Origin of the sequence: uncultured Barnesiella sp. (assembly GCF_946496565.1) — a bacterium.
In the GTDB taxonomy this organism is placed as follows: Bacteria; Bacteroidota; Bacteroidia; order Bacteroidales; family Barnesiellaceae; genus Barnesiella; species Barnesiella merdigallinarum.
This window is the reverse complement of sequence record NZ_CAMMHD010000021.1, coordinates 14,964-28,900: the sequence shown is the minus strand read 5'-3', so window position 1 is coordinate 28,900 and position 13,937 is coordinate 14,964. Positions and strand designations below refer to the sequence as shown.

Below are 13,937 nucleotides of genomic sequence, written 5' to 3'. Positions count from 1 at the left end.
AAGCAAGGGGCTATTTTATACTCACAGGGATGCTAATTTTTTGTGGAGGATTCAAGTTATATTAGGATAATAATGGATACTTTAGTAGAGCTTTCCCGTAATTTTTGCAGACTGCGAGAAATAAGATTCCGAGCCGATTGAGTATTTATGTCCATGATTTGAGCTATTTCATCGATTGTCATATCATGGATGAATCGCAGGTAAATAATCTCTTTTTGCCTTTCGGTCAAAGAGTCCATTATGTTCTTTACTTCATCGGTTAGAGCATATTTATCTTGAGAAAATAGTTTTTCTTCTATGGTATAAGAAAGTGTAAACTCCAGATTTTCGATATTGAGTTCGGTACTTCTAGCGTTACGTTTCAGTTGATTGTAAATTGTGTTTTTCAGAGCCCTAAATAGAAAAGGTTTAAGTCGGGAGGTGTCGTTGAGGGTAAAACTCTTCTGGTAAAGTTTCAGAAACAGGTCTTGAATAGCATCTTCAACGACTTCTTGGTTTCGACTCAAGCGCCAACCATAGTGCATTAAATCATCAAACAGAGCATTGTATAAGGGAGAAAATGCGTCGTCATCTCCACATAAGAATTGTAGATAGAGTTGTTGAATATGTTTTTCTTTGGTTAACATTATGGCAAATTAGATTTTGGTCAAAAGAGCTCAGTGTGAATGAATCCTGTCGAAATACGGCGGAAATTTACAAATATATTTAAGTTTACCAAAATTATATTCCAATTTTTATGGTTAATATATCTATTCTCTGATATATACAAAAAAAAGTCGCCCCGGGTGAGAGGCGACTTTTGCGGTGTATGAAGGTCTGTTTTTATCGGGTTCGTCGTACCGAGCGGACAGGAGCCGATGAGGTCTTTTGCTGCTTGGGTTGCTTTTGCTTTTTGGCTTTGGCCTCTTTCTGTTTCTTGGCTCGGGAGGAGCGCGAGGTACTTTTCTCTTCTTTCTCCTCCTTGGCGGTTACCTCTTCGCCGTTGGCTTTGGCCTCTTTGGCCTCCTGAGCCTCGCGGGCTTTGGCCAGCTCCTCGGGGGTAGGTACCCACAGGTTTTTGTTGAAGTTCTTCAGCTGGGTCTCGATGCTGTCTTGAGCCTGTTTGAGCGTCGAGTCGTTGGGGTACATTTGCATGAGCGACTGGTTGCGGAGGTTCTGGGTCTTGTAGATTTCGCCGTCGTACATGCGCATCTGGAAGTAGTCGTCGTAGTTATACTGCGCGATGTTGTTCTCGTTGCTGGCCAGGATATACTGGCGGGCGATGTAGGGGCGGATATCGTTGTACTTGACCCAAAACATGGGGTATTTCACCGGCTCGCCGCCGAAGTCGCCGGTGCGGTGCAGTACGGGGCAGAGGGCCTCGATTGAGGGTTTCAGCTGCGAGGTGCGGCGGTCGAATTTCCACTTCTCCAGAATGTAGTACGAGAGTACCTCGTTGGCGGGGATGTCGCTCTCTTCGAGGGTGAACCGGGGGTTCTTCTCGGAGTAGCCTTTGGCTTCGGCATAGAGTATGTGGAAGCGGTCGAACATCTCGCGCACCTTGATGCGGTATTCGTCGGTGAAGATTTCGCGTCCGTCGAGGTATTCGTATGCGGCTATCTGGTTGTTGGCCAGCAGCTTCATGATGATTCGGAAGAGGTTCTCCTGATCGGCGGTCGACTCTTCGGGGTAGTAGAGCGGCAGATTCTTCTCTTTGGTGAGGTCGATTTGCCGATAGATGACCCGCATCCAGGGGATGTCGGCGTCCGAGGCATCCTGGGTGTCGTAGAGCGACTGGGCCCGCACGCTCAACTGGGTGTCGGGCTTTTTGCTGTCGTTGGAGTCGCTTTTCTTGATTACTTGCGCTTGACCTCCCACCACCGAGAGCAGCAGGCCGAGGGTGAGGCAGCTTTTTATCAGGATATTCATGTTTATCGAATTGTATGTCATGTTATTAGCCTTAGTTTACAATTACTTCGATAGGCGAGAGGTCGCGCTCTATGCCGTCGGGACCCACGGCCCGAACTCTCGAGATGTAGAACCGCTTGCCCCGCGAGAGCCGGCGGAAGGAGTCTTTCTGCCGTTGCGAGAAGTTGGCTCCGTCGGAGACTTCGGGAATAGCATTACCCATGGAGTCGAAGAAGACCGTTTCGAATCGCAATACGCGGTACGACACGTTCAGCAGGTCGTCGTCGATGGCCGCCTGTATGCCGGGGGCTGCGAGCAGCCGGGTCTTGGGGAAGGGTTTCCCGCCTTTGTATTTCTGTTCATAGCCGTTTTCGTCCTTGTAGGCGATGTAGGGCATGGGGTCGGGCAGTTGCCGCACGCGGAACTGGGTGTTGGCTACCGTCTGCGAACGGCCGTCCATGGTGGCCGTTACGGTGATGACAGCGTTTTGTCCTACCTTGGAGGGTTTGGCAATCCAGTTGTCACCTTGCCGGGTGAGGGTTCCGTTGGTCATGGTGGCCTGGATGGCGTGGTTGGGGATGCCGGGAACCGATATGCTGATGGGGTTTCCGATACCGGCGTAGAGTACGTTCATCAAGGTGGCCGAGATGGTGGCGCTGGGTTCTACTACGGTGTAGGACGAGGAGAACTCGTGGCGCGTCATGGAGCCGTCGCCCCGCGGAACCTCGAGGTATCCCTTGAAGTCGAATATGCCGGTGCTGCCGCAATAGGTCTCGTAGAGGCCGCGGTTCTCGTCGGGCAGACGCTTGCCGTTGATGTAGATGGCCGGCCGCTGGGTGGTATCGATGGCGGCCAGCACGATGTTGGCGCTGTATTTGCCGCCCCGCATGATGTTTTTGGAGTTGGGGATGACAAAGGCGTTGAGCTGGTTCACGCGCACATCGCCCTCGTCGATGTTGTTGATGAGGGTGTGCAGGGCCTCGCTCTCGGCGTAGCGCACGTCGCTCTGTATCTTGGTGAGGATGGTGACGGCGGCGATGACGGGCATGTTTTCAAACATGGTCGTCTCCCACAGGGAGGGGTTGTGTACCACCCGTCTGTTGCCCGAGTGAATCGAGGTCGAGAGGTAGTTTTCGATGGTGGCCCGTTTCACCGAGTCGGTCATGAAGCCGCTGATGAGGGTGCGGTAGTCGTCGATCTTTTTTCTCAGTTTCGAACCATGTCGTTGGGCGGGCGAGAGCATGATGTATGAGGCGGCCTCGAGGTCGTCCTGGCGTTCGATATTGTTCACGTCGCCGTCTTTACCGTCGGCTTTCTTGACGATGAGGGTCTTGAGCGAGTCGATGTAGTTGTACAGCTCTGAGGTTTGTCGTTTGACATCCAGCGATTTCTTGTACCACTGGCCGCCCTTTTCGGGGTTCTGGCTGTTGAAGGCCGCCAGTTTCTGGTAGAGGGCGTCGTTTTGGAGCGAAGCATTCGAGGTAGATCTTTCCAATCCGTCTTCAACTTGCTTGAATCCGTTGAGCACATCGGACGACACGTTGAGGGCCAGCATGGCAGTGAGGACGATATACATGAGGTTTATCATCTTCTGCCGGGGTGAAAGTCTGTTGTTATTCGATGCCATGTCGTTACTTTTGTTCGGGGTCGTCTTTGGGTTTCTCGGTCGGGTCGGGGGTGGGTGCGGGTGCAGGTGCGCCTCCCATGGGCCGGTACATGTTGATGGTCATGGCGGTGATCATCTTCTCGTAGACCGAGTTGAGTTGTTGTATGTATTGGGTCATCTTTTCGGCCTCCTGGCAGTAGCGGGTACTGTCCGATGCCGAGCGTTCGTACATGTCGCGTATGTTGCGCAGGCCGGTGTTCACGCGGTCGATGTTGTCGATTTGTGAACTGATGCTCTTCAGCTGTATCTCGTAGATGGTGTTCAAGCCGTTGATGTTGCGGTTGAGGGTCTCCATGCCGGTGACGTAGCCTTGCGAGGTGTCCGAGATGCCCTCGGAGTTCTCGGTGATGTTGCGGTACGACTGCAACAGCGTGTTCGATACGGCCGTGAGGCTTTCGGTGGTCTGGCGCAACCGGTCCATCTGCTCGGCGATACCCGAGAGTTGGGTAAGGTATTGCTGGGTAGCGTCGGTGAGTTCGGCCATGCGCGAGAGCTGGTCGGCTGCGGCCGACATCTTCTGGATGCTGTCGGTGAGGCTTTGGGTATCGGCTTCGCTCAGGTTGAGACCTTCGGGGATACCTACGGCCCGACGGGCGTCTGCGGCCGATACTTCGAGTTGGCCGCCTCCGGCATATCCACCGCCGTTACCGCCGTTACCACCATTGCCGCCTTTGCCGTTACCGCCGATGATGACGGTTCCGCCACCACCGCCCGAGAAATCGGGACGGTCTTCGGGGTTCTTGCTGTTCAGCACGGGGAATACCTCTTCCCAGTGATAGGTCTTGGGCGGGGTATCGAAGGCCGAGAGGATGAACATGAGCACCTCGGTACCCATACCGATCGACAGCAGCAAGCTGCCGCCGGGGAGGTGCAGAATCTTGAACAGGGCACCCCAGATAACGACGGCGGCGCCTAAACTGTATGCAAAATTGAAAAAGCGTTGTCCCTTGTCGCTCGAAAGGAACTTTTCAATGCGGTTTTTATATCTTTTGTATTTTCCCATGATTCCTGAACTGTTTTATATAGGTGGGGTTGAATTATCTACGTACTTTGGCGAACCCGATTTGGGAGCGTACGCAGCGGAAGCCGATGTAGGAGCGTTGCTCGTTCTGGTATTCCCACATGCGTATGTCGGAACGGATAAAGTTCGACACATCTTTCCACGAACCGCCCCGTACCACCTTGCGCTTCATGCGGTAGGGGTCCTCTTTGGCGGCGTTGTACTTGTATTCGGGGTTGAGGTCGCTGGTGTTTTGCGAGATGGCCTCGGTGTAGGCCGTCGAGGTCCATTCCGATACGTTACCGGCCATGTCGTAGAGGCCGAACTCGTTGGGCGAGTAGGAGCCTACGGGCGAGGTGATGAGGTTGCCGTCCTTCACGTAGTTACCGTCGTCGGGTTTGAAGTTGGCATAGAAGCACCCCTTTTCGGCCATCGGCAGGTTGCCGGCCCAGGGGTATTTGTTCTCGTTCTTTCCGGCACGGGCGGCATATTCCCACTCGGCCTCGGTGGGGAGGCGGTAGGGCTCTATCACGACGGAGTTGCGGCCGAGCGAGCCCTTGAGCAGGGCGGTGCGCCAGGCGCAGAAGGCGTTGGCCTGTTCCCACGACACACCCACCACGGGATAGTCGTTGTAGCCGGCGTGCGAGAAGTAGAGCCGCACGTAGGGTTCGTTGTAGGCATTCTCGAAATCGTTGACCCATACCGTGGTGTCGGGGTAGATGTTGATGATATAGGTGTTGAGGAAATCGAACTCGCTGCCCAGGGGACGGGTGATGGTCTCGCGGATGATGCGGCCGTCGTCGTCGATATAGGCGGTGTCTTTCGAAATCATCACCACTTCGTCGTAGTTGGGGGTGTGGTCGGTGTTGAGGTCGCGCAAGGCGGGGTCGAGGCGGTTTTTCCGCTTCGAAGCCTCGGTATAGTCATACACCTCGTACCGATAGTTCATTTGCGAGGCGTCGAGCTGTTTCTGACCCGTAATGGGGTTGATGCGGTAGACGCTCTCGATGGCGCGGGCCTCGTCTTCGGTGGGGTTGCGCCAGGGGATAGCCTTGTCCCAGTTGAGGCGGGGCTTGATGGGGTTTCCTTCGCGGTCCTCTTCGATTTTGAAGACCTCGTTACCGCCGTAGGCAGGGTCGGCCAGACGCTCGCGGATGATGGAGTCGCGCACCCAGAATACAAACTGTTTGTATTTCGAGTTGGTGATTTCGGTCTCGTCCATCCAGAAGGCGTCGATCGAGACCGATCGGGGTTCCTGCTGGGTGCCCCAAACCGTGTCCTTCTCGGCGGGTCCCATCTTATACGAACCGCGGGAGATGAGTACCATGCCGTAGGGGGTGGGCTCATTCCATGCCGTACCTCCGACTCCTGTCACTTCACCGCTGTGGCGCGACGAGGGGGAGCACGATGCGAGGAGAATGGCGAGTGTGATATACACGATTATCTTTTTCATAGGCTACAGCTACATTATGCGTATGCTTTTATGTTTGTTCTTGTTCTTGTCCGACAGGTCGAGTTTCAAACGGTATCCGAGAAAGACCTCGTGGCTCCCGCTGCTGGCTTTGACGATAGCCGATGCCGGGTAGTCGTAGGCATATCCCGCGATGAAGTTCTTATATTCGGCACCTATCATGAATATGTAGGCATCTTTCCATCGGTAGGAGAGGCCACCCCAAAACAACTTGTTGTATTTCAAGCGGCACGATAATTCGTATTGTGTCACGTTGAGGTTGCTTTTCACCATCATGGAAGGCTGCACTTCATATAACGTGTTTTTAATGGGAATATTGCTTCCGGCGATAAAATAATAGGATCGGCCGATATAGGTTTCGTATTTGTCCTCAAAAGTGAGATGGGGCTCGTTGAGGTGCGACACCGACAAGCCGGCATAGAACCAGGGGTGCGAGTACCACACGCCGAACGACATGTCGAAGGTCATGCCTTGCAGCTCGGTGGTGGGTATTCCGTCGTCGGTCGCCTGGTGATAGTCGCTCGTGGGGATGCTCACCTGGGTTCCGTCGAACCGTTCGTCGAGCATGCCCAACTGCACGCCCAGGCTGAGGACGCCCGTCCACAACTTCAGTTTGAAGGCGTATTGTGCCCCTACAATCAGGTGGGAGTAGAGACCCTCGGTCTCGGAGGTGACGACCAGACCCACGCCGTGGTTCTGTTTCAGAAACTTGAAGGGCATGTCGCCGGTGACGAAGTAGGTCTGCGGTGCTCCCGGCATGCCTATCCACTGTTGCCGGGTCGAAGTGAGTATGTTCAGTTTGTCGGTGCTGCCGGCGGCTGCCGGGTTGTAATAGCCGGGGAGCGCCCAGTATTGGCTGAACTGCGTGTCGATCTGGGCCTTTGCAGGGGCAAAGACCAGACAGCACAAGGCAACGACAACGATTTTCGCAATCTTCATACTCTCTTTCCCGGACGCTTTTCGGTGGCGTTCGTCAAAATCCCGGTATTTATAATAACTGAAAACAGCCTTTAAAATTGTTTGACACAACCGATTTCGGGCGCGAAATTACGAAAAGTGAAAGTATATGCGTGCTTTTTCGTCTCGAAAAATGTGCTTACAGCCGCTCTCGGGGCGTTGTCGTCGGTTGTCTGTGGAGCTCGTGACGGACTTGGCTGATAAAAATCTGGAGCCGGCTTGTTTTTCTACTTTCGACTTTCTCATCTTTGCAGAAGACAAGATGCGGTTCGGCATAGCCAAAAATGAAAACTTGGCTTTCTTTTTGCCTCTGCTCTCACCTTTCATTATCTTTGTTACACGAAGATAAGATGCGTCTCAGTATAAAAATCAAGCGAGCTTGTTTTTCTACTTTCGACTTTCATTATCTTTGTAGGGCAGAAGGTTATCGACTGCCATTGGGTATATGGAAGAGAATTTGAAGAAAAAGACGACAAAGGCGCTCGTGTGGAGTTCGGCCGACAAGTTGGGGCAACAGCTGTTCTATCTGGTGGCCGGTATCATCTTGGCGCGGCAGCTTTCGCCTACCGACTACGGAAAGGTGGGGGTGCTTACCATCTTTATCGCGCTCTCGGGCATCTTGATCGATAGCGGTTTCTCTTCGGCACTTATCCGCAAGAAGGAGGCGACGCAGGCCGATTACAGCACGGTGTTCTATCTCAATATCGCCATCAGTTGCCTGCTCTACGGGTTGCTCTACGCGGCAGCTCCATGGATTGCCGACTTCTTCAACGAGCCCGACCTTACAGCCATCTGCCGGGTGCTCTTTCTGGTTATCCCCATGAATGCGCTCTCGCTCATTCAGCAGACGCTGCTTTTCAAGCACTTCAAGCTCTCGGTGAATGCGCGGGTCAACCTGTGGGCACTGGGGCTGGCCTCGATTGCGGCGGTAGTGATGGCCTACTGCGGCATGGGAGTATGGGCACTGGTTACCCAGACGCTGGGGTTGGCTGCACTGCGGGCCCTCTTTTTCTGGCTCTTTAACGACTGGCGGCCGCAGTGGGTCTTCCGCATGGAGTCGTTGCGCGAGTTTTTCGGCTACAGTTCCAACCTGGTGGTCTCGGGCATCATCAACAACGTGTTCAACAAAATCTATCCCATCATCATCGGTAAGTTCTACGGCATGACACAGACGGGCTATTATACCCAGGCCGACAAATATCAGGATATAGCCTCGTCGCTCATCAGCAACATATTCCGCTCGGTAGCCTTTCCGGTATTCTCGACCGTGCAGGACGACCTGCCGCGGCTCAACCGCATCTGCCGGAAGAATGTGAAGGCCATCGCCTTCTTCATTTTCCCCATCATGCTGCTCATGATTGTGGTATCCTACCCGTTTATCCTCCTGGTGCTCAAGGCTCAGTGGCTCCCTTCGGTGCCCTACTTCCGATTGTTGTGCCTCTCGGGTATCTGCTCGCCCTTTATCATTCTCTTTTACGATTTGTTCAATAGCTTGGGCTATTCGCGACTCAATCTCTTTATCGAGATTGGCAAGAAGTCTTATCTCTTTCTGGGTATCGCCCTGTTCTATTCGTCGGGTATTATGAGCCTTATCGTGTGGTGGGTCTCGTATTCGTTGCTGTCGCTGGTCACGGGCATATTTTTTGCCCGCAGGTTCATCGGCTATGGCTTTGGCGGATACCTCAAGGATATATCTCCTTATTTCCTGCTGGCATTAGGTTCGGCCATCGTTTCGGCTGGAGTCTACCTGTTGTTGCCGGGCGACGTGTGGAGGTTGTGCATTGTGCCGTTGGTCTACGCTGTCGCCTACCTGGGCGGAGCCTATCTGCTGAAGCTGGAGATGTGGCAAGAGAGCATGTCGATGTTGAAAGCCCGCTTGCAGAAAGGAGGTGAGGCATGACGTTACAGAATGGAGCTCAGTGCCCCCGGGTGCTCACGATTATCGTCTCGTACAACTTCGAGCCGTGGATAGAGCGTTGTCTGGGTAGCCTCGAGCAGTCGCACTATCCGACCGATGTAGTGGTGGTCGACAATGCTTCGACCGACCGCACGGTAGAGATTCTCGCTGAGAAATATCGATGGGTTCGTCTGTTGAGGAGTCAAAGAAACTTGGGCTTCGGACAGGCCAACAACTTGGGCATGAAGATAGCTATTGACGAAAATTACGACTATGTATTTCTGCTCAATCAGGATGCCTGGATTGAGCCCGACACCATAGGTCCATGGGTGGAGTTGTCGCAGCAGAATCCCGAGTATGGCGTGATTTCGCCGGTTCATTTCAACGGACAGGGCAGTCGTCTCGACAGTTCATTTGCCCGATATATAGGAGGTAAATTGTCCATTTCATCGAAAAAATCGGCTCTCGTCGAGGTGACGTTCATCAATGCGGCATTCTGGTTTATGCCCGTAACGGTATTGCGGAAAGTGGGTGGCTTCTCGCCCCTCTTCTTCCATTATGGCGAGGATGTCGACTATATCCACCGAGTCCGTTACTACGGCTATCGGGTGGGGTATGCTCCGCAGACAAAAGGGTATCACGACCGGCAGGATCGGCCTACACCTCGTGCCATGCAGATGCGCCTTGACCGCATCTATTACCTCACAGTGGTTGCCGATGTAAACGGCTCTCTTTTCAGCCGTCTGTGGGGAGGTATCCTGGCTCCGTGGAAACCGGCCTTGCGGGCTCTCTTGCGAGGGCGCTGGAGCGAGGTCCTTTTCTATGTTGCGGCAAGCGGTCGACTATTGTGGCAGTACAGCTACATTACCGCCGTGAGGGAGAGCTGCAAGCGAGGTCTCCCGGTATTCCTGGAATCTATTCATTCGAAAATACGACCGATATGGAATTAGCTCCTGTCATATTGTTTGTCTACAACCGGCCCGAGCACACCCGTATCTGCCTGGAGCATCTGGAGCAGAACAAGCTGGCTGCCGAGAGCGAGCTCTATATCTTTGCCGACGGGGCCAAACCGGGCAGCGAGGAGGCCGTGGCAGCCGTGCGCCGGGTGGTGTCCCGGCCCTGGAAATTCCGCCGGGTGACGGTGGTGGAGCGTCCCGAAAATAGGGGGTTGGCCGCCAATGTCATCGACGGAGTCACGACTGTGCTGAAGCAGTACGACCGGGTGATTGTGCTGGAAGACGACCTGGTGGTATCGCCTTGGTTCCTGCGCTTTATGAACGACGCCCTTGAGACCTATAAAGAGGAGGAGCAGGTGTGCCATGTGACTTGCCACATGCTCGACCACAAGGGCCGCTTGCCCGAGACCTTCCTCATCAAGTGGTGCAACAGTTGGGGGTGGGGTACCTGGCGTCGGGCCTGGCAATACTTCGAGCCCGACGGGGCCAAGCTGTTGCACGAAATCGAGTCGCGCGGGCTCTGTTGGCAGTTCGACCTCGACGGCGGCTTTCACTTCACCCAGATGTTGCGCGACCAGATTGCCGGGCGCAACAACTCGTGGTTCGTGCGGTGGTATGCCTCGCTCTTCCTGCGTGACAAACTCATGCTGGGCACCGAGCGGTCGTTGGTCGACAACGTGGGTTTCGACGGCAGCGGCACCCACTGCAACACCATGCAGCTCTGCACGCAGACCCTCGACCCCAATCCCATCGAGGTGGTGCCCATTTCACCAATCAAGGAGTGCCAGCTTGCCCGCAAGGTCTATTCGCGTACCTATCGTTACAACTATTCCTACCGGCACAAACTGCTGGTATTTATCGGCAACCTGTGGATTCGATTATTTAAAAAGAGGAGATGAACCGATGAGAGACTTAACCCGCCTGGCCAGCCGCATCGTCATGTTTTTCATGCAGTTTTACTACCGCTTGGCCCACCATTCGCGTGTATCGTACAAGGCCTATATCAACGGCCGTACCCGCCTCGAGGGCTACAACACCATACAGGACAACGTGCTGCTGGCCGGGGCCCGCATAGGCCGGGGTACCTACATTTGCCGCGGCAGCAACTTCACCGATGCCGAGGTGGGGCCCTTCTGCTCCATCGGGCGCAACGTGCGCATTGTCAACGGACAGCACCCCACCCACACCTTTGTCTCTACTCACCCCGCCTTCTTCTCGCCCCACGGTCAGCCGGGATTCTCGTTTGTGCGGGAGCAACGGTTCGAGGAGAGCCGCTACTGCGACCCCGAGCGGGGCATCAGCATCGAGGTGGGGGCCGATGTGTGGATGGGCAACAACGTGACGCTTATGTCGGGCATACGCATCGGTACGGGGGCTGTCATTGCCACGGGAGCCGTGGTGGTGAACGATGTGCCGCCCTATACGATTGTAGGCGGGGTACCGGCCCGCGAGATACGCAAGCGGTTTGACGACCGGCAGATTGCCTATCTGCTCGCCTCGCGCTGGTGGGAGCGCCCCTTCGACCAGCTCCGCCAACAGGCCGACAGCTTTACTGATATAGAGTTATTTATGAAAAACAAGTTATGATGGAGAGTCCGCTTTTCTCGATTATCACGATTACCTTCCAGGCGGAGGCTACATTGCCTGCCACGTTGCAGAGTGTCGAGTGCCAAACCTTTACCGATTATGAATATCTGGTGGTCGACGGTGCCTCGACCGACGGCACGGTAGCCCTGGCCCGGGCCTCGTGGGCCGTCACCTCGGTGACGAGCGAACCCGACCGGGGACTTTACGACGCCATGAACAAGGGACTGCGCCGGGCTAAGGGCCGATACCTCATCTTTCTGAATGCCGGCGATGCCCTGCATGCCCCCGATACGTTGCAGAAAATAGCCCGTTCCATCGAAAAAACCGACCCCGACATCGTCTATGGCGAGACGGCTCTCGTCGATGCCCGGCGCCGTTTCGTGGCCATGCGTCGGTTGCAGGCCCCCGAGGTGTTGACGGTGAAGAGTTTCCGCATGGGTATGCTGGTGTGCCACCAGGCTTTCGTGGTGCGGCGGGCGATAGCTCCCGAGTATGATTTGCAATATCGCTATTCGGCCGATTACGACTGGTGTATCCGCTGCATGCTGGCGGCCCGCACGATTACCAACACGCACGAGACCCTCGTCGACTACCTCAACGAGGGGGTTACCACCGCCAACCGCAAGGCCTCGCTGCGTGAGCGATATGCGATTATGTGCCGTTACTACGGCACGCTGCCCACCTTCGTGCGTCATCTGTGGTTTGCCGTGCGTTTTGCCGCAGCCCGATTGACCGGCCGTGAATAGTAATATACAGCTTATGGAACAGGCACCGGCCACACCGCTCCCGACCGCTCCATGCGGTTACAGATTCATCACCTCCTGTTCGAATCGCTCCTTGTCGCCGGCTGCCTTGTTGCGTATCTTGCTGCGGTAGTTGTATACCGTGGCCAGCGAGTAGCTCAGGAAGTGGGCGATGCGGTTGGCATCGGTTACCCCCAGACGGATGAGGGCAAAGATGCGCAACTCGGTGTTGAGCAGTTCGCCCGGTTTGGGATAGATGCGCCCCTCCTCGACCAGCAGCTTGTTGAAGTCTTCGATGAAGTTGGGGAAGAGGTCGAGAAACGACTTGTCGAACTCGCGGTAGAAGGCCTCGCGCTCGCTGCGCAGGAACTGGTCGGAGCGTATGGTCTTGAAGAGTTCGTCGATTTTGGAGGTCATGGCCAGCTTCTCCAGCGAACGGCGGTATTGCTCCAGCTTCTCGAGGTAGCCCACGCAGCGGTCCAGATAGCGGGCTATGTACACCTCTTTGATTTTGCCGATTTGTGCCAGCGTGGCGTTCGAGTTTTTCAGTTCGCAGTTGGCCTCGTACAGGCTCTTCCGCATGGCCGAGAGCTTCTTCATCCAGTGGTACAAGTAGAAGACCGCCACAATCAGCAGCAGCGACAATACGCTTATGCCCATCAACATGCCGCGCACGACCGACTGCTCGTGTTCGTCTTTCTCGCGATAGGCCCGGTCGATGATGGGGTAGAACTCGGTCACCTCCAGGAACCGCAGGCGGGCGTTGCAGCTCACGGCATCCTCCATCGAGCAGTTCAGGTAGCAGTAGGCCCGGTCTATGTCGCCCTGCTCATACATCAGCCAGGCCAGTTTCTGCAGCGAGGCATACTCGCGTACCACCCGCTCCAGGTCGCAAATGGCCGTATGTGCCAGGTAGTAGATCTGTTTCTCCACGTCGCCCTTGGCCCGATAGGCTTCGTACATGGTGTAGTTGAGATACGACAGGTACTGCATGTCGCGGACGGTGGCCAGTTGCTTGTCGAGCATCGGGATAGCCTCGTCGGGGTTGCCGTTCAGAGTCAGCCGCTCGGCCATCAGGATGGTGCGGTCGGTCTCGTTCAGGGGAAATTGGGCGATGGAGTCGCGATAGAGGTCGGTCTTCTCCAGATACTTCTGCTTCACCTGCGGGTCTACGATGTTGTCGGCCAGCCAGCCATAGCACGAGCGGCAGGCATAGTAGTATTTGAGGCGGGTCTCCTCGCCCAGGCGACCGGGATTTATGGTCTCCAATTCGAGCAAGGCATCGTTGTACATGCCCATGACGCTCATCACCTCGGCCCGGCATATCGTGTGTTCGGCCTTGCTGTCGGGGAATATGGGGTCTGGGTTTATCTCCTCCTTCAGATTGAGGTAGCGGGTAGCCGAATCGGCTTGATAGTGAAGGTATTCATAGAAAAGCGAGTTGCAGAACCTGTATTTCTCCGAGGGAGATGAGGCTTGGCGCAACTTTTGCTTCAGTTCGCCGATTTTGGCCTCCTTGCGGGACCGGTAGCTCTCCTTCTGTGCAATCACGGCATCCAATCGTTCCAGTACCTGTTGTGTCTCTGTATTCTCTGCACCGGCCACGGGGCAAAGAATCAGCATCCATAGAGCAAATACAACCTTACGCATAAACAGTTTTTAATCCTTAATACAAATATATAATAAATTTTCCATTAAAAAATGAAAACGAGAGGGATTATTCTCGCCTTGCTCGAAGTTCTGGGAGCGGGTAGAAATCGAGTGGGGGAGTAC

General features: G+C 54.7%; 12 protein-coding genes. 5 read left to right on the top strand and 7 right to left on the bottom strand.

Going from position 1 to position 13,937, the window contains the following annotated elements; all coding sequences use genetic code 11:
• Positions 1-56 precede the first annotated feature (56 nt).
• The 6 genes from Q1K76_RS10735 to Q1K76_RS10710 all read right to left on the bottom strand — a co-directional run bounded on the left by Q1K76_RS10735 (position 57) and on the right by Q1K76_RS10710 (position 6,963).
• Positions 57-626 carry a sigma-70 family RNA polymerase sigma factor gene (locus tag Q1K76_RS10735; RefSeq protein WP_300133250.1) on the bottom strand — a complete coding sequence of 190 codons (570 nt, stop codon included), beginning with the start codon at positions 624-626 and terminating at the stop codon, positions 57-59.
• 196 nt (positions 627-822) lie between these two features.
• The gene (gldN, locus tag Q1K76_RS10730) at positions 823-1,929 is read right to left on the bottom strand and encodes a gliding motility protein GldN (RefSeq protein ID WP_300133247.1); all 1,107 of its coding nucleotides are present in this window, start codon (positions 1,927-1,929) and stop codon (positions 823-825) included.
• Positions 1,930-1,939: 10 nt separating this feature from the next.
• Positions 1,940-3,514, bottom strand: coding sequence for a gliding motility protein GldM (gene gldM, locus Q1K76_RS10725; protein ID WP_289542086.1), 1,575 nt, complete (start codon positions 3,512-3,514; stop codon positions 1,940-1,942).
• A gap of 4 nt (positions 3,515-3,518) precedes the next feature.
• Entirely contained in the window at positions 3,519-4,556 is a 1,038-nt protein-coding gene (gene gldL, locus Q1K76_RS10720) for a gliding motility protein GldL (protein ID WP_087407790.1), read from the bottom strand.
• Between the two features lie 34 nt (positions 4,557-4,590).
• Complete coding sequence (locus tag Q1K76_RS10715; RefSeq protein WP_087407789.1) at positions 4,591-6,006, bottom strand: SUMF1/EgtB/PvdO family nonheme iron enzyme; 1,416 nt, start codon at positions 6,004-6,006, stop codon at positions 4,591-4,593.
• Between the two features lie 9 nt (positions 6,007-6,015).
• On the bottom strand, positions 6,016-6,963 hold the full coding sequence (locus Q1K76_RS10710) for a type IX secretion system membrane protein PorP/SprF (protein ID WP_087407788.1): 948 nt from the start codon (positions 6,961-6,963) through the stop codon (positions 6,016-6,018).
• A gap of 463 nt (positions 6,964-7,426) precedes the next feature.
• Here Q1K76_RS10710 and Q1K76_RS10705 point away from each other — a divergent pair, with 463 nt between their 5' ends.
• From Q1K76_RS10705 to Q1K76_RS10685, 5 genes are read left to right on the top strand one after another with little or no spacing between them, the layout of a single operon-like run.
• Complete coding sequence (locus Q1K76_RS10705; RefSeq protein WP_300133243.1) at positions 7,427-8,881, top strand: lipopolysaccharide biosynthesis protein; 1,455 nt, start codon at positions 7,427-7,429, stop codon at positions 8,879-8,881.
• The gene (locus Q1K76_RS10700) at positions 8,878-9,828 is read left to right on the top strand and encodes a glycosyltransferase family 2 protein (protein ID WP_300133241.1); all 951 of its coding nucleotides are present in this window, start codon (positions 8,878-8,880) and stop codon (positions 9,826-9,828) included. Before Q1K76_RS10705 ends, Q1K76_RS10700 begins: the two co-directional genes overlap by 4 nt.
• Positions 9,819-10,733 carry a glycosyltransferase gene (locus Q1K76_RS10695; protein ID WP_258327826.1) on the top strand — a complete coding sequence of 305 codons (915 nt, stop codon included), beginning with the start codon at positions 9,819-9,821 and terminating at the stop codon, positions 10,731-10,733. Before Q1K76_RS10700 ends, Q1K76_RS10695 begins: the two co-directional genes overlap by 10 nt.
• A 4-nt stretch (positions 10,734-10,737) precedes the next feature.
• The gene (locus Q1K76_RS10690) at positions 10,738-11,421 is read left to right on the top strand and encodes a CatB-related O-acetyltransferase (RefSeq protein ID WP_289542076.1); all 684 of its coding nucleotides are present in this window, start codon (positions 10,738-10,740) and stop codon (positions 11,419-11,421) included.
• On the top strand, positions 11,418-12,167 hold the full coding sequence (locus Q1K76_RS10685) for a glycosyltransferase family 2 protein (RefSeq protein ID WP_300133238.1): 750 nt from the start codon (positions 11,418-11,420) through the stop codon (positions 12,165-12,167). Before Q1K76_RS10690 ends, Q1K76_RS10685 begins: the two co-directional genes overlap by 4 nt.
• A 57-nt stretch (positions 12,168-12,224) precedes the next feature.
• Here the strand turns inward: Q1K76_RS10685 and Q1K76_RS10680 are convergent, their stop codons facing one another.
• Complete coding sequence (locus tag Q1K76_RS10680; protein ID WP_300133236.1) at positions 12,225-13,814, bottom strand: DUF6377 domain-containing protein; 1,590 nt, start codon at positions 13,812-13,814, stop codon at positions 12,225-12,227.
• Positions 13,815-13,937: the final 123 nt, after the last annotated feature.

What these genes read in the sequence shown, in the direction of transcription:
- Q1K76_RS10710 (WP_087407788.1), bottom strand. Translation starts at nt 6,963, where the DNA reads ATGAAGATTGCGAAAATCGTTGTCGTTGCCTTGTGCTGTCTGGTCTTT.
- Q1K76_RS10700 (WP_300133241.1), top strand. Translation starts at nt 8,878, where the DNA reads ATGACGTTACAGAATGGAGCTCAGTGCCCCCGGGTGCTCACGATTATC.
- Q1K76_RS10735 (WP_300133250.1), bottom strand. Translation starts at nt 626, where the DNA reads ATGTTAACCAAAGAAAAACATATTCAACAACTCTATCTACAATTCTTA.
- Q1K76_RS10690 (WP_289542076.1), top strand. Translation starts at nt 10,738, where the DNA reads ATGAGAGACTTAACCCGCCTGGCCAGCCGCATCGTCATGTTTTTCATG.
- Q1K76_RS10715 (WP_087407789.1), bottom strand. Translation starts at nt 6,006, where the DNA reads ATGAAAAAGATAATCGTGTATATCACACTCGCCATTCTCCTCGCATCG.
- gldN (WP_300133247.1), bottom strand. Translation starts at nt 1,929, where the DNA reads ATGACATACAATTCGATAAACATGAATATCCTGATAAAAAGCTGCCTC.
- Q1K76_RS10680 (WP_300133236.1), bottom strand. Translation starts at nt 13,814, where the DNA reads ATGCGTAAGGTTGTATTTGCTCTATGGATGCTGATTCTTTGCCCCGTG.
- gldM (WP_289542086.1), bottom strand. Translation starts at nt 3,514, where the DNA reads ATGGCATCGAATAACAACAGACTTTCACCCCGGCAGAAGATGATAAAC.
- Q1K76_RS10705 (WP_300133243.1), top strand. Translation starts at nt 7,427, where the DNA reads ATGGAAGAGAATTTGAAGAAAAAGACGACAAAGGCGCTCGTGTGGAGT.
- gldL (WP_087407790.1), bottom strand. Translation starts at nt 4,556, where the DNA reads ATGGGAAAATACAAAAGATATAAAAACCGCATTGAAAAGTTCCTTTCG.
- Q1K76_RS10695 (WP_258327826.1), top strand. Translation starts at nt 9,819, where the DNA reads ATGGAATTAGCTCCTGTCATATTGTTTGTCTACAACCGGCCCGAGCAC.
- Q1K76_RS10685 (WP_300133238.1), top strand. Translation starts at nt 11,418, where the DNA reads ATGATGGAGAGTCCGCTTTTCTCGATTATCACGATTACCTTCCAGGCG.